Genomic DNA, 20,326 nt, shown 5'->3' on the forward strand with positions numbered 1-20,326 from the left:
CTATGGCACTAACCGCAAATACCTCCCCTGATTCATTTCCAGCCATTTCTGGCTACCACCTTGTTGAGCAACTGTATCTGGGTTCTCGAACGGCAGTGTATCGAGCAGTACAAACAGCGACTCCGCGTCCAGTGGTGATTAAGGTGCTGCGGCGGGACTATCCCAGCTTTGGTGAATTGGTGCAGTTTCGCAATCAATACGCCATCGCCAAAAACCTCCCCATCCCTGGCATTGTCCAACCCTTGAGCCTAGAACCCCTGGGCAATGGCTATGCCCTGGTGATGGAGGATTGGGGTGGGGTTGCATTAGGTAAGTATATCCAGCAGCAGTCGTTGGATCTGACAGGGGTCTTGGCGATCGCCCTCCAAATCGCCGACATTCTCCATGATCTCTGCCAGCAGCGGGTCGTCCATAAAGACATCAAACCCGCCAATATTCTGATTCAACCGGAGTCGAAACAAGTCAAACTGATCGACTTTAGCATTGCCTCTTTGCTGCCCAAGGAAACCCAGGAAATTCAAAGCCCCAACATCTTGGAAGGCACCCTGGCATACCTGGCTCCCGAACAAACTGGACGGATGAATCGCAGCATTGATTATCGTGCCGATTTCTATGGCTTAGGGGTGACCCTTTATCAACTGTTGACGGGTACCTTGCCCTTTACCTCGGATGATCCATTGAAACTCATCCATTGTCACATTGCCAAAACTCCGGTTCCAGCCGATCAGGTGAACCCTGATGTCCCTAAAATGGTGGCAGCGATCGTCACGAAACTGATGTCAAAAAATGCCGAAGATCGCTATCAAAGTGCAATGGGACTGAAACATGATTTGGAACAGTGTTTGACGCAATGGAAAACAACGGGTGAAATTGCCGAATTTGAACTGGGACAGCGCGATTTGAGCGATCGCTTCCTCATCCCGGAAAAACTTTACGGTCGCACCGCCGAAGTCCAGTCCTTACTAGAAGCCTTTGATCGCGTTGCAGATGGCGCATCTGAATTGATGCTAGTCGCCGGATTTTCGGGGATTGGCAAAACGGCGGTGGTGAATGAAGTGCATAAGCCGATTGTGCGGCAACGAGGCCACTTCATCAAAGGTAAATTTGACCAGTTTAATCGCAACATACCCCTGTCTGCCTTTGTGCAAGCGTTGCGGGATTTGATGGGGCAATTGCTGTCAGAATCGGACGAAGAACTGGCGCAATGGCGCAGCCAGATTCTGACTGCCTTGGGAGAAAATGGGCAGGTTTTAATTGAGGTGATTCCAGAACTAGAACTGATTATTGGCCAGCAACCGATCGCAACCGAACTATCAGGCAGTGCCGCTCAAAATCGGTTTAACTTATTATTTCAAAAATTCATTGAAGTTTTTACCACAGCAGAGCATCCATTAGTACTGTTTTTAGATGACTTGCAGTGGGCAGATTCGGCTTCACTTCAGTTGATCAAGCTATTGATGAGTGACAATAGCTATTTACTGATGTTAGGAGCCTATCGAGACAATGAAGTCTCACCCGTCCACCCATTTATTTTGACCGTAGAAGAAATCAGAAAAGCGAAGGCGATCATCAACACAATTACCCTGGCACCGTTAGATTTGGCGGATACCAATCATCTGGTTGCTGATACGTTGAAGTGTTCGAGGGAACTGGCGCAACCCTTGACTGAGTTAATTGATCGCAAAACCCAAGGCAATCCCTTTTTTACCACGCAGTTTCTTAAAGCATTGCACGAAGACGGCCAGATTCGCTTTGACCGCGTTGGCGAAGCCTCTCAGAATGAGAATCGCCGCTATTGGGAATGCGATATTGCCCAAGTGAATGCACTAGCACTCACCGATGATGTGGTGGAATTTATGGCGTTGCAATTGCAGAAATTGCCAGCCGCAACACAACAGGTGCTGAAGTTAGCCGCCTGCGTGGGCAACCAGTTTGATTTGACAACCTTGGCGATCGTGGCAGAGCGATCGCCAACTGATGTGGCAATAGCCTTGTGGAAAGCCTTGCAGGAAGGTCTGATTTTACCCACTAGCCAAATCTATAAGTTCTTTCAGGGGACAGAGAAATCCGATAGGCAAAATACGGTCAATCCAAAATATCGCTTTTTGCACGATCGCGTTCAACAGGCTGCCTATTCCTTGATTCGAGAAGATCAACAACAGTCAACTCATTTAGCCATTGCTCGGCTGCTGCGACAACACACCCCAGACGCAGAACTAGAAGCCAATATTTTTGAGATTGTCAACCACTGGAATAGCGCGATCGCACTTCTGGTCGATCCACTTGAAAAAAACAATCTCGCCCAACTGAATTTAATCGCTGGAACCAAAGCCAAAGCTGCTAATGCCTATGAACCGGCTCTGAAGTATTGCAGGACAGGTCTAGATCTTCTAGATGATCTGGGCTGGCAGAGCCAACCCAGCCTGATGCTGGCATTGCATGAAGGTGCAGCAGCAGCGGCTTATCTCTGCGGCGATTTTGCCCAAATGGAGCAGTGGGTGAGCGCGATCTTCGCTCAAAAACTAGATCCTCTAGACCGGGTCAAAACCTATGAAATCCAGATTCAAGCCCATAGCACTCAGAGTCAATTTCCAGAGGCGATCGCCATCGCGCAGAACGCCCTAGAGCAATTTAATATTCATCTGCCAAAACAACCAACACCCGCAGATATTGCCCCAGCGATGGAAGAAGTGGCTGAATTACTCAATGGCAGAACTGCCCATGATTTACTTGATTTGCCTGTGATCACAGAAGCGGAGTCATTGGCAATCATGCAGTTACTGGTGAGTATTACAGCCACGGCTCACATTTCTGCTCCTTTGCTGTTTCCCTTTGTGGTTTTGACCCTAGTTAAGCGATCAATTCAGAAGGGGAACACTGCCCTGTCTGCTTTTGGCTACAGTAACTATGCCATCTTATTGAGCAGTATTTTAGGCGACTTGGATGCGGCTTATGCATTTGGACAGCTAGGACTGCAACTGGTGGCAAAATTCAATGCGCGATTGCTACAGCCGAAAGTCAATATTATTGTGGGACTATTTATTATTCACTGTAAATCTCACTTTCGTGAAAGTTTACCCTTACTTGTGGAAGCTTTCCACATCGGGCTGGAGGTAGGCGATTTGGAATTTGCAGGCTACGGCGCACTGAATCTTTGTCAGTGTACTTATTTGATTGGCAAAAATTTAACTACTCTGGTCAAAGAAACAGAAACTTATATCACCACACTACAGAAGCTCAATCTCACCACTGCTTCCAACTATAGTCAGATTGTTTTATACACAGCCCAACGATTACAAGGGAACAAAAGCAAGACCGAGTTAGCTGCCCAACTAGAGCAACTATACACTTCGCTGATCAGTTCTAATGACTTGGTAGGATTGCATTTTTACTGGGTGTATAAGCTCACTGTCTCCTACTTACTCAATGAAACCGAAGCAATGCAAGAAGCAGCAGAAGTTGGTCAAAGCCTAGCAGCAGGTGTGAGTCTCATTACCGAATACATTTTTTACTTCTACGATTCCCTCACCGCACTCGCAACCTATTCCGAAACGGCAGACGACACAGAAGTATTAAATCGCGTCTTTGCCAATCAGACCAAACTTCACCATCGCGCTTACCATGCACCGATGAACTTTCAACACAAATATGATCTAGTGGAGGCAGAACGATATCGCATTTTGGGCAATAAGGTCGAAGCGATCGCCCTCTACGATGGCGCGATCGCCAAAGCCAAAGAAAATGGCTACATCCAAGAAGAGGCGTTAGCCAACGAACTCGCGGCTAAATTCTACCTCAACTGGGGCAAAGAAAAAATTGCCCAGGATTATCTGACGAATGCCTATTACGGTTATGCACGCTGGGGAGCCAAAGCCAAAATCCAAGACTTAGAGCAGCGCTATCCTCAACTGCTCGCGCCGATTTTACAACAGCAGCGCATGGCTTTGTCTGCAACTGAAACAGTTACAACATCTCTAACGACATTTCAGGCTACTGCCACACAATCCTCCAGTTCCGGCAGCACCAGTATTTCTGCCGCCCTCGACCTGGCAACAGTTCTCAAAGCCTCCCAAACCCTTTCGGGCGAAATTCAACTGGACAAACTCTTGGCAACCTTGCTGCATACGGTGCTAGAAAATGCTGGAGCCGACAAAGGTGCTTTACTGATGCCCCGTGAAAATCAGTGGTTTGTCGAAGCGGTTGCCACCGTCGATCGGCCCGCGCAGATGCAGTCGATCGCTCTGTCAAGTAGCTCAGAAGTTCCCCATTCCTTGATTAATACCGTCAAACGCAGCCGAGAACCAGTGGTGGTGGTCGATGCCTTGACCCATCCCACCCTGGCGGTGGATGCCTATATCGTGCAACAGCAACCCAAGAGTGTGCTGTGTACCCCGATTCTGAACCAGGGTAAACTGGTCGCGATGTTGTATTTGGAGAATCGCGTTACCGTTGGCGCATTTACGAGCGATCGCATCGAACTGCTCAATTTCCTCTGTACCCAAGCTGCCATTTCCCTGGAAAATGCCCGCCTCTATCAGCAAGCGCAAGCTTATGCCCAACAGCTTGAACAATCCCAACTACAAATTGTCCAAAGCGAAAAAATGGCATCCCTGGGTAACTTGGTTGCCGGGGTTGCCCACGAAATCAATAACCCCATTGGCTTCCTCAATGGTAGTATCAGCAATGCCAAAGACTATGTGCAAGACCTACTAGATTATATAGCTCTCTATCAACAGCACCATCCCAATGCAGCGCTCCCTGTTCAAGAAAAAGCAGAAGACATTGACCTGGAATTTCTGGGCGAAGACTTGCCTAAGTTGTTAGACTCGATGCAAGGAGCCACCGATCGCATCAAGTCTATTAGCACCAGTCTACGCACCTTCTCTCGCGCCGATACCGAGCAGAAAGTTAGTGCTAACCTCCATGAAGGTATTGATAGCACACTGCTGATTCTCAAATATCGGCTCAAAGCCAATGAAAATCGTCCTGCTATTGAAGTCATTCAAGATTATGGGGATTTGCCAACAATCCAATGTTTCCCTGGACAGTTAAACCAAGTGTTTATGAATATTCTGGCGAATGCCATCGATATGTTTGATGAAATGGCCCAAAGTGTGTCTTTCGATCAACTAAAATCCCATCCTCAACAAATTACGATTCGCACAACTACCCAGGCAAACCAGGTGCAGATTCAGATTAGTGACAATGGTAAAGGGATGACGGAAGAGGTGAGGACGCGGATTTTTGACCATTTGTTTACTACCAAAGGCGTGGGCAAGGGAACGGGATTGGGATTGGCGATCGCCCGTCAGATTGTGGTAGAAAAACACGGTGGCAGCTTGGAAGTTCAGTCAGAGTTAGGGCGAGGCAGTGAGTTTTGCATTCGACTGTCGATCGCGGGTTGAGTAGCCAATTCTGCAAAGAAAATAACTTTGGGTGTTTCTGACATAGCTCTTTCGACGCGATCGCCTGTGACAGTTGCGTAAGTCCTGAGTTTTTATCAGGCTCTAAGTAAGTTGGCGCGAAAAAACCTAAATATGTTACGAAACGTAAATAGGCTTAAAACCCTTGTAAATGACGAAGGACAAATGACAGCCTTAGCCAGTTAGCTTTAATTGCGCCGACCTACTTACAACTACGTGAATGTGTTGCTTCTATGCCCGCAAGTTGGTTATTAGTAATACGCTCAATAAACTCAAGGCTGCACTAATGATAAACATAAACGTATATCCCGTAGCACTGGCGATCGCACCACTCAGAACTGAAGCAGCAATTCCGCCAAGGTATACTACGGATACTTGAAATGTATAATCAGTAGCGGCTGTTGCTGGTTCGCATTTATCCATCATGGCACTTAGTAATGCAGTATATGCCATGCTTTGGGCTGCATTGACTGTTATACTAACAGCATACAGCACAGGTAAACTACTGATACCAATTGCAGGTATGATGTACAAAAGCGTCATCATGCTTGCAGCAAAACCAAATAGAGTTAGAGAACGTAATCTTCCCAAGTGGGTAATCAAAACTCCTGCAATCAAAGCACTAACAATACGGACACTGTAACTGACAATACCCAACATTAAGCCAATATCTGAGAGCGACAAACCTCTATCAACAAAAAGTGGACGGAGCATTGTAGCTGACATCATTTCACATCCCATATATAGCAATACTACGAAAAGCCACGGTAATGCTTTTGGACGCGAGAGAAAGTTGATAAAAGGTTGAAAATAAGATTTAAAAAAGTTTGATTTCTGAGATTTATTAATAACTTTTTCTTTATACAATATTACTGGAATTAAATTCAATAATATTACTATTGACATAATTATCAAGCTATACCGCCAGCCGATTCTATCTAGTAGAATCAGCACTCCGCCCCCACCAATAATAGCGCCTAAAACATTTCCCCCAGCTTGAATAGCGTTTCCTAATCCTCTTTCTCGCGGTTCGAGTAAATTTACTCCTAACGCATCAGTTGCAATGTCTTGGCTGGAGGAGAATAAAAAAGCGAGAAACATACAAAAAACTAAGATATTAAAATTCTCTTGAATATCAATAAATGCACATCCAAATGTTACAAGTGCTAACAAAAGTTGAAAACAGATAATCCAACCGCGATAATGTCCTAACTTTGGCAAACTGTAGCGGTCAATAAAAGGCGACCACAGAAATTTTAACGCTGAGGGAAGAATGAGAAAACTTAACAACCCGATAGCATCCAGCGACATATTTTGTTGTCGCATAAAAACAGGTACGGTTTGGATAAAAAAGGTTGTAGGAATGAATTGAGTAGTATAAAGTGCGGCGAGCAGGATTAATTTAGCAAGCATATAGCAGTCCTAAATCATTTGTGAAAATTATATATCTCTTTCTTCTTTCTTCCCTTTGCGCCCTTAGCGTACTTTGCGGTTCGTTTTCTTATTTATATTTTTCACAACTCAAACAGAATTGCTATAGCAATATGCGGAGGATAACAAATCAAAAATAGCAACAGGAAAGATAATTTTCTCCATCGCTACAACAATTAAATTAGAAATTAGCTTTAATTTGCACGCCATAGGTCACAGGATCGCCAAATCCTGCGGTTCCATCCGGTACTGGAAACAAGAATCCAGAGGTGATGTAACGAGTATCAAACAAGTTATTTGCATACAGGTAAATGCCATATTTCTCAGCTTCGTAACCGATGCGGGCATTTACTAAGGCGTATGGTTCTTGCTTGATTTGGTTCGCATCATCAAAATAAGTAATCCCATAACCACGCAATTCTGCACGAGCAAATAAGCCTCCCGGACTGCGATATTGAGCAGCTAAATTGTAGGTAAATTGTGGTGCTAGGGGAACTTGATTATTGCTTAGGTCTACACCTGTATCGGAATTTTGGTAGTTTTTGTATATACTATCTACATAACCAACTGATGCAGTTAAATCGAATCCTTTAGCTGGTTTTGCTTTCAGTTCAAGTTCTACTCCAGTGGCTTTAAGGTCAACGTTGTTAACTCTGCCAAAAAACCCACTCTCATCATATTGCAAAACTTGATAGTTATTTACATCGTTGTGAAAAATTGATAGGTTAGCAATTAAACGATTATCCAACCAAGAAGATTTCAAACCGACTTCATAACTCCAGGTTTTTTCTTCTCCAAATCGTAGTTCTGCTTCGCTATTGGCGCGGTAGTTCAATCCACCCGGTCTATAACCTTTGGCAATAGTCACGTATCCCATTAAACTAGGATTGAATTGATATTTCAAACCGAAGCGAGGAATCAATTCATTGTTGCTGACTTTTTCATTGTTAAATGCCGGACGCAGTGGGGTGAGAGTTCCGTCAGCGTTTACTGACTCATAAGTACTATCTGAAGAGGTATCACTAGATTCGTAACGTAAACCAGCAAATACAGTTAATGGTTCTATCAGCTGATAATCTACTTGTCCAAATACCGCATAGGTTTGACGATTATCGTCTCCAGTACGTCGAAATCTTCCAAATCCAGGAAAGTCGATTTGAGCATCGTCAACGTTAAAGTCACGAGATTCGTAGTAACCACCTAATAACCATTGAAAACGTTCAGCAGTTTCTGGAGATTGAAAACGTAATTCCTGCGTCAATAATGTGGAGTCAATACCATCAATAATTTGTATTGCTCCTGTGCTTCCTGGAACAAGGTTTTCTTGACGGGTAAAACGACGTGCGGTGATGGATGTGGCTCGAAAACCCTCGCCGTTATAACCAACTTTGAGGGCTTGAGTATTTGTACTTAGCTTACTGTATCCTTCAGTTTGTAAATTAACCTCAAATGGGTCAGAAGGATTTAGCTTGTTGTAGGTTGGATTACCGTCATCTGTAAAGCTGTTATAGCTATTAAAAGATACTGTCCAGTCGGGTGTAGGTGTCCACAGGAGTTGCGCTCTTGCTGCTAGGCGCGATCGCTCGCCTATTTCATTACCTGTGGCTAGGTTCCTAATAAATCCATCCTGTCCTCTGTAAGCTCCCGCAATTCGCAGTGATAGTTTATCGTCAACCAAAGCATCGTTGAGAGAGAATTGGAATTCGCGGCTGTTATATCTACCGTAACTTGCACTAATTCGTGTTTCTGGTTCTGGCGTTGCTTGAACAGAAATGATATTGACGACCCCACCAGAACTATTTCGACCGTATAGCGTACTTTGAGGCCCTCTTAGCACTTCTATTTGTTCTAGATCGAGTAAAGCCAAGTCTAGAAAGCCGTTATAGTCAATTGGAATATCATCGATGTAAAAGGCTACGCTATCCTGAGCGGTAAGGAAATTTTGATTGTTCAAGCCTCGCAAACTGTAATTACTAAACTCTGTACCGCCGGAAGATGTGGGAAGAAAGTTAAAGTTGGGCGTTTGATTGGCAATATCAATCAAAGAATTGATTTTACCATCTTCTATTTCCTGACGAGGTATTACCGTAACACTAATGGGTACATTCTGTGCATTTTCCGGTCGTTTTTGTGCGGTAACGACTAGTTCAATATCTGGTTCATTAGGTTTTTGGCGATCGGCTGATGGTTGATCAGATGTTGTTGGTGTCACCCCTAAAACTAAACCTTCATCGCTGTCAAATAGTTCGACTTTTGGAGCTTGTGTTGTCCCCACTACCGTAATCTGGATACTATTTGCATCCTGATTTGCCGCCAATACTTCCGTAATTCCCGCAACGGGCTTTTCTTGACGGAAGGTGTTACCACTTGCTAAACGCAGTTGTGCATTGGGAATATTTGCAATAAAGCTATTACCTTCTATTTTAGTTGTGGCTTGCAGCTTGTCAGATACAGATGTTTCTAAAACAACTTCCAACCCACTAGCCGTCTGATTCAACTTTATCCCTGTTACTGGAATAGTAGACTGCTCTTGTTGAGCTAACCACTTCTTGACACTTGTGTGAGGAAGCTTAATATCTGAAAGTTGGGGAATTTGATGATCTTCTTTTGTTGCAGCTAAAGCTTGTTGATTTATAAATATGGCAAATATGATAGCTAGTCCTAAATTTCCCAGTAGATACAGTTTCCTCATTTAATCCTCACACCAAAAAGTAATCTCCAATTGTCAATAAAAGTTGACAAAATTAAAGCTATTAGTAGCAAATCGACTAAACTCATATCTTGCACCTAGCCCTGGCGATTAGAAATCGCGGCTATACAAACAAAGTCCGCCTACGCGGACTAATGTAAAATTAGGGTTTTGCCCGTGTAGCCGCGACTTCCAGTCGCCTGGTGCAAGATATCAGTAAAGCGTTTATGTACTAAATTGTTTGGCTTTGTGGTAAATGTGTCAAATGACAAACCGTCAAACTTATAAATCGCGTTCTCGCTTAAAAATTAATTATTGATTAATTATTCTTATGACCGAAACCACTTGATTGATGTACTTTAAAAACTCTTAATAAACAAGCATTTGAGATTAGTTTGACTTATTGTCAAATACCAAAATTATTCTATAGTAAAATAAAATATATAACATTAATATCAATAAATGCGATACTAATAAGTAGTAGCATATAATACTATAGTTTTTTTTGCACGCATCAAATCTTGAAAACAGATTATAAACAACGCACTTAATCTCTAAAACTTTTGCTGGGCAAGGATATTGATGAAAAAATAACCTAAATTTTAAACCGCCTAAACCCTTACTACTATAGGGATTAGTATACTTCAAATGCGTTAGAGTTGATACTTAGTGAGAGTATATTTTAAAACTTATAATTAATTTCAAGAAAAAAAATAAAATAATCAAAGCTAATATAGAGTATCTTATAGTCCTTATGGTAAGCAGATATTAACTTGACAACACTTAAAACCTGTATTAGATTAAGCGTATAATATTTTAAAAATGAAATGAAAGTGCTGAAATTATTAGACAATTTTAGTGTTCTAATTTTGTTTGGTAATTTTAGTAGAGAAATAGATAAAAAATAGTTGATATTATGCACAGGAGAGTAGCTTTAAAGTTAAGAATGTGTGTAAAATAATTAATTCAGAAAAAGGAAATTGAAAGCGCAAATTTTCTTCCAATCGATTTGCCAAACCTAGTTGAGTATCAGATATAAAAAAGAAAGTTTTTTACTTTATACTGCTGCTAGTAATAGATTCACATAGCGTGTTTCGACTGCACAAAAGAACCTGAGCAATTTTCTGAGAAATGTCGATGATGTATAACAGTGAAATAACAACGTTAGCAGATTTACCGCGTGTGCAAGCACGTAAACTTCCAGATGGTAGGGCATTGATATTCAAGGATAAGTCACTTACTTATATACAATTAGATCAAAGAAGTAATCAGGTCGCAAATTCACTGTTAACCCAAGGAATTCAACCAAGTGCGCGAGTAGCAATTTTAGCGAAAGATTCACTTAATAGTTATGAAGTTTTATTTGCTTGTTGCAAAATAAAAGTTGTTTTTGTACCGATTAATTGGCGTTTAGCTGCTGCTGAAGTTAGCTATATTCTCAGAGATGCTAATGTTGAAATTCTTTTTGTTGGGGCGGAATTTTATCAGTTAGTAGCATCGATGAGAAATGAGATTGACGGTGTTAAAACCATTATTGCCTTAGAAAAAATTGACGGCAATTGCCTGAGTTACGATATCTGGTCTCAGGAACATAGTGACGCTCCACCAAATGTAGCTGTTGAAGCCAATGATGTAGCCGTACAAATGTATACTAGTGGCACTACCGGAAGACCTAAAGGTGTCCAACTAGGACATTACAGTTTTTTTGCGATCGCCAAAGAATTTGCTCAACGAGGCGAAACCTGGATAAATTGGAACGAAACTGACAAAAGTTTGCTTACCTTATCTTTATTCCATATCGGTAGTCTCTGGTGGGCTATTCGTGGTTTAGTATCAGGAGCAGAAAATATTGTCTTAGAAAATTTTATCGGCGTTGAGGTTCTCGAAGCGATTGAAAAGTACCGCATCACCAAGACATTTATGGTTCCAGCAATGATTCAAGTTCTGTTGAACGAACCATTATGCCAAAAAACAGATTTTTCATCACTAGAATACATTATTTATGGGGGTTCCCCCATAGCCGAATCATCACTCAAAAGTGCGATCGCCACATTTGGTTGTAATTTTGTGCAGATATATGGAATGACGGAAACTGGCAATTGTGCTGTCTCTTTACCTGCACCAGCTCATACATCTACAAATAAAAACATCCTCAAAGCTGCGGGTAAACCCTTTCCTGGTGTATCAGTAGCCATCATTAACAGTGAGGGTAAAGAAGTATCTTGCTCTCAAGTGGGTGAAGTTTGTATCAAATCTCCTGCAAATATGATTGGTTATTGGAAATTACCTGAAGCTACAGCAAAAACCTTAGTAGATGGCTGGATTCATACTGGTGATGCTGGTTATTTTGACGAAGAAGGTTACATTTACATTTGCGATCGCTTTAAAGACATGATTGTTTATGGTGGTGAAAATGTCTATCCAGCAGAAATTGAAAATATTTTATACGAACATCCAGCAATTAGGGAGGTAGCAGTAATTGGTGTTCCAGATGAAGATTTTGGAGAAACAATCAAAGCGATTGTGGTTTTAAAAACAGGAATGAAAGCAACCGCATTAGATATTATTAATTTTGTTCGGGGTAAAATTGCTGATTTTAAGTTACCTAGAAGCGTTGAGTTTACTGAATCTTTACCAAGAACGCCAAGTGGGAAATTGCAAAAGGCCAAGATTCGGGAGAAATATTGGCAAGGCTATGAACGTCGTGTGAATTAGAGGGAGTATCCCAAATGTTTGGGTTTATTTTTAAACGCAGAGTCACGCTGAGGTTTACGCAGAGGAGCGCAAAGCAGAGGAAGAAATGACCAATGACAAATGACAAATGACCAATGACAAATGACCAATGACAAATGACAAATGACAAATGACAAATGACCAATGACAAATGACAAATGACAAATTCTAAAGTTCCGCTTTGGAAACCGCTAACTGTACGCAACTTCTTACTTCTGTACATCGGTGAAACTGTTTCACTTCTAGGCGACCAATTTTATATCGTTGCATTGCCTTGGTTAACAATACAGCTAACTAACTCTGGGATCACGTTAGGTACTGTGTTAATGAGTGCAGCAATTCCCCGTGCTGTTTTGATGCTGTTTGGTGGTGTGGTGAGCGATCGCTTTTCACCACGATTAGTTATGTTGGTTTCCAATGCTTTACGTGGTTTAATAATCATTCTATTTGCAACCATCGTTGCGCTTAAAGTGATTCAACTATGGCATCTTTATTTTTTTGCTGCTAGCTTTGGCATATTTGATGGCTTTTTTATACCTGCATCTAAATCAATTATCCCCAGTCTGGTATCAAAAGAACAGTTAATAGCAAGTAATACCTTGAGCCAAGGAACTTCCCAACTGATTTTGCTGATTGGCCCGGCTTTGGGTGGTTTACTGATTGCAACTGCTGGTATTGAAGTAGCATTTATCATTGATGGCATCACTTTCGCCATCACAACTATCACGCTTTTGCTCATGAAGGGAACAACAGCAAAAGCAACAGTATTGCATGGGGAATTAAATCAAAATTCTGCTTCAACTAAAAAAACTATGAATTTGATTGCTGGTATGCGTGAGGGATTTTACTACGCATGGCGCAATCAGCCTCTCAGAATCTTTTTGCTGGTAATGGTAATCCTAAATTTTCTATTTATTGGGCCATTACAAGTTGGGATGACTTCACTGGCTCATAGTCGCTTCCCCGGTGGTGCAGTAGCTTTAGGAATATTGCAATCAGCTTGGGGTGGTGGTGGGTTAATTGGGACACTCACACCTCAATTTGTCAAAAATCTTCCCAACATCGGAGTTTTATTGTTAACTATTGCGAGTGTTCAAGGCTTTGGTCTATTTTTACTTGGCTTTATTGGCAACATAGTACTAGCTAGTATCACAATTGCAGTGCTGGGATTTTGCAGTTGTATTTTTACTGTGGTAGGAATTACTTGGATTCAGAAACAAACCCAACCTGAAATGTTAGGAAGAGTTATGAGTTTGGGAATGTTTTCTGCTTTTGGTGTTGCTCCTGTTTCCTTTGCTTTAGCTGGTTTTTTAGTTAATTTAAATCTGACAATTATGTTTACTGTTGCAGGTAGCATCATGCTAATTACAAGTCTTTCTTTGGCAGCAAATCCATCAGTACGTAAGATTAGTTAACTATATAAATCCGGTTTTATTTATTAACTTTCCCGTGAAGCGAGTGAGAAAACCATGAAAGTTCAATATCAAGAGAAGCAGCGAATGGGAGTCGTCGTTTATGATTTTAATCACAAAACTGCTTCAGATGGAGATATTCAGGATCTTAAGCAACTGATATATGAATACAAAATTGTTGTAATCAAGGATCAAGATTTATCACCTGATGAATATTGCAATTTTGGGTATCGTCTTGGGGAGGTAGAAAAATACTATCAGCCGATGTATCACCATCCAGAAAGGGAAGAGATTTTTGTTTCCTCCAATGTTTCTGACAATGGTCAGCAAGTTGGAGTTCCGAAGACTGGGAAATTTTGGCACGCTGATTATGCCTTTATGCCGAGGCCATTTGCATTTTCAATGGTATATCCTCAGATCCTTCCTAGGAAGGAGCGTGGCACTTACTTTATTAATATGTCCAAAGTATATCAAAGTTTACCAGATGACCTGAAAGCGATCGCTAATCAGTCGAGTTGTTATCATAGTGTAAGACGTTTTTTTAAAATCCGTCCTGAAGATGTTTATCGTCCGATTTCGGAAATATTGGACGAGATTGAACGAATCACTCCTCCCGCAAAGCATCCAACGACCTTTATTCATCCCGTTACAGGAGAAACCATCCTCTACATTACTGAGGGGTTTACTTATCGTATAGATGATTCAGAGGGAAAGCCGCGAGATATAAATGTTCTCCAAAGGTTGTTGACTCATTCCGGTCAGTTAGACAAAAGTTTTAAATATCCATTAATCGAACACCATGAATTTCAATTAGGGGATGTGCGGATTTGGGATAATCGATCTTTAGTCCATTGCGCTCACTATGCTGGAAATTCAGAACCAGCGATTACATTTCGATTGACCTTGCACGATAGCTATGCATTTTATCAGTTATAGAGCAGTTGGATTCGCACTGCGTTTAAAACATCTCAACAAAAAGTAAAAAGTAATTTGCCTTATTCAGTCATTTAATCAGGAGAAACCATGATGTTGAAGTTTCCGAATTCAAGTGAACAAAGCGTCAAAGAAAATAGTATCCACATCAATAATGATGATATCTTACTGGCACAAGTACTCAAGCCTTATAAAGCTAATTGTCAGTATCTTAAATCTGCTGAAATAACTAAAGAGGGCGATCCTCAGCATGGGGGACGTGTAATCGGACGATGTGAATTCTCGATTACAGAATCATGTTATATCGATGACACTGGTCATTTTAATTCAGTGGAGTTCAATATTTGCTACAATCAAATGATGTATTATGTCATCGCTAAATCCGTAAAAGAAAGACTGATGGCATCATTTCAGTCGTGGACTATGGCAGATTATTGGAATAAACAGCTACCGGATGTCTATATTGTGAATTTTGAAAGTTCCTTCCGACGTGCTATGCAGTCTTCTAAATTTTGGGGTGAGATTGAGTTTACTAATATTCGCATCAAATCTGGGATGATGTATATAGTTACTAAATGTCGTTATTGGGATGATCAAGATGGGAATTGCAGTGGTAATGTGAAATTAGCTATTGTAAATTCTCCGGTATAGGTTAACTCGAATTAATCTATTTTGTCCCTTTGATGATAATGGTGATTGGTCTGAAGATGAAGTTACGATCGCCACATTGAATATAGCACAATACACTTGGGTTAAGCATTTCCTCCTTCTCTTCTCTCTGTGTTCTCTGCGCCTCTGTGGTTTGTAAAAAAAAGAGTTTCAGCCCTTTTGTGAACCGTATTGGAATATAGCACTCCTAAATGAATCGTGAAAAATATAGATAAGGAAACGAACCGCAAAGGACGCAAAGGACGCAAAGATAAGAAAGAAGAAAGAGATATGTAATTTTCACAAATGATTTAGGATTGCTATAGCAAATCGAATCACGATATTAATACCGATTTCTCAAATATTTCTGCTTAAATAGTATGTCTACAATAGCCTTTTTTACAACTTATATTCAAGACGAAATAGCTAAAGTGATTGGGATAAATACATCTCACTTGGATGTTGAAATGTCTTTAAATTATTTAGGACTTGATTCATTAATTGCTGTCAAGCTCAGAAATAAGTTTAGAAAAGACTTGGAAGTAGATATTCCAGCAGTAAAATTTCTAGAGGATACTAATGTTGCAAGTTTAGCAATATTAGTCAAAGAGTTGAGCGAAAATGCTAACTCAAAAATAGAAAATGACGATGAGTGGTTGGAAGGAGAATTATGAATTTAGTTGAGTTTCTCACACAACTCTCGCAACAGAATATAGAATTGTGGATGGAAGATAGTAAACTGCGTTATCGTGGTCGCAAAGAAGTATTAACTTCCACAGTTTTAAATCAAATTAAGCAGCATAAAACAGAAATTATCGATTTGCTGCGCCAAGGTTTTCACGCTTCTAAATCCTACCCCCTGACTCATGGTCAGCAAGGTCTATGGTTTTTGTATAAACTTGCACCCACAAGTGCAGCTTATAATGTTGCTTTTACAGCTCGCATCTGCTCTTATTTAAATATTCCGGCTTTACAACGAGCGTTTCAGAAGTTAGTAAATCGTCATCCAACTCTCCGCACAACATTTGCACAAAAAGATGGCGAACCTTTTCAACAGGTTCATGAATACCAAGAAGTTGATTTTGAAAATATTGACGCTTCATCTGCGAATGAAGATGAGTTGACAAGCCAAGTAATAGCAGCATATCAGCGTCCATTTAATTTGGAAAAAGGGCCTTTATTGCGGGTAAATTTATTTACTTGTTCTGAAGAAAATTATGTAATATTACTAACAATACATCACATTGTTATTGATGGTTTTTCTCTGGGAATTATTCTTGATGAGTTGCGATCGCTCTACGAAGCGGAAAATACAGGTCGAGTCATATCTTTACCTGCTATTAAGTACCAGTATCAAGACTTTGTACAGTGGCAGAGGAATATTTTAGCAAGTTCTGTGGGCGATGAACTATGGAATTACTGGCGCGAACAATTAGCGGGTGAGTTACCCATCTTAAAATTACCAACAGATCGACCGCGACCAGCAATTCAAAGCTATCGGGGAGCTTCCTATACTTTTGAGTTAAATCAACAGTTGACTTCTCAGCTACGAGAAATGGCGAAAGCTCAAGGAGCAACCCTTTATATGACTTTGTTAACCGCCTTTCAAGTGTTACTTTACCGCTTGTCAGGTCAGGAAGATATAATTGTGGGTGCGCCGATTGAGGGGAGAAGTCAGCCGGAATTTGCCGAAACTGTGGGCTTTTTCGTGAATATGCTGGCTTTGCGGGTAAATCTGGCTGGTAATCCCACATTTTCTCAGCTTTTAACTCAAGTACGCCAAACTGTATTGGATGCGATCGCTCATCAAGATTATCCCTCTACTTTACTAATTGAGCGATCGCAACTCAATCGCGATCCGAGTCTTCCTGGTCTGTTTCGCGTTTCCTTTAATTTGTTAAAGCTCCGTGAAATTGCTCAAGATTATGAATTATCTGTATCTAATCAAACTAAAATTAGAGAAGATTGGGGTGGGTTAACTCTCGAGCCTTTTGTGATTCCCCAGCAGGAAGGACAGAATGATTTAGTTTTCGACATGATGGAGACGAATGAATCATTAATTGGTATTTTAAGATACAACATCGATTTATTTGATGCCACGACAATTACTAGGATAGCGAGTCATTTTAAAACTTTACTCGCAGGGATTATTGCTAATCCACAACAGCAAATTGCTTCCTTATCTCTGCTAACGGAAGCTGAAGCAAATGATTTGTTGTGGAGGTGGAACAACAACCAAGTTGAGTATCCCCAAGATCGAGTCATTCATCAGTTGTTTGAGAACTGTGTGAACCAGCAACCAAACGCTGTTGCGGTGGTATTTCCAAATGTAGAGACGTTTCATCAAACGTCTCTACAATTAACCTATCAACAATTAAACAGCAAAGCCAATCAACTAGCACGCTACCTGCGTTCCTTGGGAATAGGTGAAAATCAGCTGGTGGGAATTTGTGTGGAACGTTCCCTAGAAATGATTATTGCATTATTGGCAGTTCTGAAAGCAGGTGGAGCTTATTTACCTTTAGATCCTGCGTATCCCGAAGAACGCTTGAGCTTCATGCTGCGTGATTCCCAAGTATCAGTGCTGTTGACTCAACAAAAATTAGTAGCGAGTTTAGCAATTGAGGATTTAACTGTAGTTTGTTTAGATCGAGATTGGGAAGATATTTCCCAGGAAAGTGAAGAAAATCTAGTAATTAATACTACATCTCAAGATTTAGCCTACGTGATTTACACATCAGGTTCTACAGGTAAATCTAAGGGAGTGGCGATCGCTCATCGCAGTTTAGTAAATGCATTTTATGCTTGGGAAAAAGCTTATCAACTCCAGTCTTTGACTAGTCATTTGCAAATGGCGAGTTTTGCTTTTGATGTGTTTTCAGGGGATGTAATTCGCGCTCTTTGTAGTGGTGCTAAGTTGGTTTTATGTCCGCGTGGGTGGCTGTTGGAACCGGACAAATTGTATAAACTGATGCTATTGGAGAAAATTGATAGTGCTGAGTTTGTTCCAGCTGTGTTGAGAAACTTGGTTGAGTATTTGCAAAGAACTCAGCAAAATCTCCACTTCATGAAATTGTTGGTAGTCGGTTCAGATAGTTTGTATGTTCAAGAATATCAAGAATTTCGGCGTTTTTGTGGTGAGCAGACACGTTTGATTAATTCCTATGGGGTAACGGAAGCGTGTATTGATAGCACGTATTTTGAATTGGGGATTGGGAAATTAGGAAGTGGCTTGGTTCCTATTGGTCGTCCATTTGCGAACACGCAAGTTTATATTTTAGATCGATATCTGCAATTAGTTCCCATTGGGGTTGCAGGTGAATTATATATTGGTGGGGCTGGTTTAGCTCAAGGTTATTTAAATCGTCCTGATTTAACCAAAGAGAAATTTATCACTGATTTAACTGATTTAAGGATTTCACGGAATGAAGGATATGATAGTAAAAGAAAGGGTTTAATACCCCTACCTTTACAGGTAGCAAGTTTTGTATTGGGGTTTAAATCCCCATTACAAAACTTAATTACGAATTACGAATTACGAATTACGAATTATTTTAACTCCTATTCTCCCCACAACCCTACACCCTTTGTACAGACGCGATTAATCGCGTCTCCCCACAACCCGATTTTGTACAAAACAGGAGATTTAGCGCGTTATCTTGCTGATGGTAATATTGAATTACTCGGTCGAATTGACGATCAAGTGAAGATTCGGGGTTTCCGAATTGAACTAGGGGAAATTGAAGCTGTTTTGAGTAGTCATCCGCAAGTCCAAGCAGCAGTGGTGATGGTTCGAGAACTGCAAACCGACAATAAATCTATAGTTGCATATGTTGTTTCTGGACAACAGTCATTAACAACTAGTGAATTGCGTAACTTTCTCAAACAGAAGTTACCTGATTATATGATTCCAAGTGCGATCGCCATTCTGGAAACTTTACCTTTAACACCCAACGGTAAAGTAGATCGGCGTGCTTTACCAATTCCAGATATGGAACAGAATCGAGAAATAGATTTTGTTCCACCGCGCACAGCAACCGAAGAAGCGATCGCTAATATTATCGCTGCTGTTTTGGGACTCACACAAGTAGGCATTCACGATAACTTTTTTGAATTGGGGGGACATTCCCTACTTGCGACTCAAGTGATTGCGCGATTACAACAAACCTTAAATATTGAGTTACCGCTACGCTCTTTGTTAGCATCTCCCACTGTGGCTGGATTGAGTGAAGCACTGACATCTTTCACAAAGACAGAATCTTTTGTTGATTTACCAACAATTGTCCCAGAACCACAACAGCTATATCAACCTTTTCCCCTCACCGATATTCAACAAGCTTATTGGTTAGGACGCAATGAAGCTTTTGAATTGGGGAATATTGCTGCTCATGGTTATTTAGAATTAGATTGCGATCGCTTAAATTTAACAAGATTAAATCAAGCTTGGCAACAACTCATTCTGCGTCACGATATGCTGCGTGCTGTTATTTTACCAGATGGTCAACAGCAAATTCTGACAATAGTACCAGCTTATGAAATCGAAGTTTTGGATTTGCAAGATTTAGAGGTGATGCGTGAGCAGATGTCCCATGAAGTCTTAAGAGCGGATCAATGGCCTTTATTTAGAATTCGAGCTACACCTATAGATGAACAGCGTACCAGACTCCACCTGAGTTTTGATGCTTTGATTGCTGATGCTTGGAGTGTGTTTATGCTGATGCGGGAGTGGTTACATCTATATAATAATTCTGAATTTGTATTACCACCTTTACAACTTTCCTTCCGCGATTATGTCCTTGGGGAATCAACTTTAAAAAATACACCCCAATATCAACGTTGTCAAGAATATTGGTTTAACCGACTAGATACCTTACCGCCAGCACCAGAATTACCCCTAGCGAAAAATCCCAATGCGATCGCCATTCCTCGGTTTCAACGTCGCAGTTCTCAACTGTCTCCAGAACAATGGCGCAAATTACAAAATCGCGCTCACCAATTTAACTTAACTCCTTCTGGAGTTTTACTGGCTGCTTTTGCAGAAATCCTTAGTCAATGGA

The 20,326-nt window shown here is 41.0% G+C and carries 9 protein-coding genes; 7 read left to right on the plus strand and 2 right to left on the minus strand.

The window, feature by feature from the left end; translation table 11 throughout:
- The first annotated feature begins 2 nt into the window (after positions 1–2).
- Complete coding sequence (locus LC605_RS06770; protein WP_229546794.1) at positions 3–5,405, plus strand: ATP-binding sensor histidine kinase; 5,403 nt, start codon at positions 3–5, stop codon at positions 5,403–5,405.
- Between the two features lie 249 nt (positions 5,406–5,654).
- Here LC605_RS06770 and LC605_RS06775 read toward each other — a convergent pair whose 3' ends face one another.
- Entirely contained in the window at positions 5,655–6,836 is a 1,182-nt protein-coding gene (locus tag LC605_RS06775) for an MFS transporter (RefSeq protein ID WP_229546795.1), read from the minus strand.
- A 199-nt stretch (positions 6,837–7,035) separates the two neighbouring features.
- Positions 7,036–9,546 carry a TonB-dependent receptor gene (locus LC605_RS06780; protein ID WP_229546796.1) on the minus strand — a complete coding sequence of 837 codons (2,511 nt, stop codon included), beginning with the start codon at positions 9,544–9,546 and terminating at the stop codon, positions 7,036–7,038.
- A 1,134-nt stretch (positions 9,547–10,680) separates the two neighbouring features.
- Here LC605_RS06780 and LC605_RS06785 point away from each other — a divergent pair.
- The 6 genes from LC605_RS06785 to LC605_RS06810 all read left to right on the plus strand — a co-directional run.
- A complete protein-coding gene (locus LC605_RS06785; protein WP_229546797.1) occupies positions 10,681–12,258 on the plus strand; it encodes a long-chain-fatty-acid--CoA ligase in 1,578 nt (525 codons plus the stop codon).
- Between the two features lie 176 nt (positions 12,259–12,434).
- Complete coding sequence (locus LC605_RS06790) at positions 12,435–13,691, plus strand: MFS transporter (protein WP_229546798.1); 1,257 nt, start codon at positions 12,435–12,437, stop codon at positions 13,689–13,691.
- A 54-nt stretch (positions 13,692–13,745) separates the two neighbouring features.
- Positions 13,746–14,624: a TauD/TfdA family dioxygenase gene (locus LC605_RS06795; protein WP_229546799.1), complete on the plus strand. Its 879-nt coding sequence runs from the start codon at positions 13,746–13,748 to the stop codon at positions 14,622–14,624.
- A gap of 87 nt (positions 14,625–14,711) precedes the next feature.
- Entirely contained in the window at positions 14,712–15,272 is a 561-nt protein-coding gene (locus tag LC605_RS06800; RefSeq protein WP_229546800.1) for an FcoT family thioesterase, read from the plus strand.
- Positions 15,273–15,649: 377 nt separating this feature from the next.
- Complete coding sequence (locus LC605_RS06805; RefSeq protein WP_229546801.1) at positions 15,650–15,943, plus strand: acyl carrier protein; 294 nt, start codon at positions 15,650–15,652, stop codon at positions 15,941–15,943.
- Positions 15,940–20,326, plus strand: a 4,387-nt coding sequence (locus LC605_RS06810) for a non-ribosomal peptide synthetase (RefSeq protein WP_229546802.1), incomplete at its 3' end; no start/stop codon positions are given. The genes LC605_RS06805 and LC605_RS06810, both read left to right, overlap by 4 nt.

Origin of the sequence: Nostoc sp. CHAB 5836, from assembly GCF_020829445.1 — a bacterium.
In the GTDB taxonomy this organism is placed as follows: Bacteria; Cyanobacteriota; Cyanobacteriia; order Cyanobacteriales; family Nostocaceae; genus Nostoc.

Excerpts from the sequence above, each read along its gene's own strand:
- LC605_RS06770 (WP_229546794.1), top strand. The coding sequence starts at position 3 with ATGGCACTAACCGCAAATACCTCCCCTGATTCATTTCCAGCCATTTCT.
- LC605_RS06775 (WP_229546795.1), bottom strand. The coding sequence starts at position 6,836 with ATGCTTGCTAAATTAATCCTGCTCGCCGCACTTTATACTACTCAATTC.
- LC605_RS06780 (WP_229546796.1), bottom strand. The coding sequence starts at position 9,546 with ATGAGGAAACTGTATCTACTGGGAAATTTAGGACTAGCTATCATATTT.
- LC605_RS06785 (WP_229546797.1), top strand. The coding sequence starts at position 10,681 with ATGATGTATAACAGTGAAATAACAACGTTAGCAGATTTACCGCGTGTG.
- LC605_RS06790 (WP_229546798.1), top strand. The coding sequence starts at position 12,435 with ATGACAAATTCTAAAGTTCCGCTTTGGAAACCGCTAACTGTACGCAAC.
- LC605_RS06795 (WP_229546799.1), top strand. The coding sequence starts at position 13,746 with ATGAAAGTTCAATATCAAGAGAAGCAGCGAATGGGAGTCGTCGTTTAT.
- LC605_RS06800 (WP_229546800.1), top strand. The coding sequence starts at position 14,712 with ATGATGTTGAAGTTTCCGAATTCAAGTGAACAAAGCGTCAAAGAAAAT.
- LC605_RS06805 (WP_229546801.1), top strand. The coding sequence starts at position 15,650 with ATGTCTACAATAGCCTTTTTTACAACTTATATTCAAGACGAAATAGCT.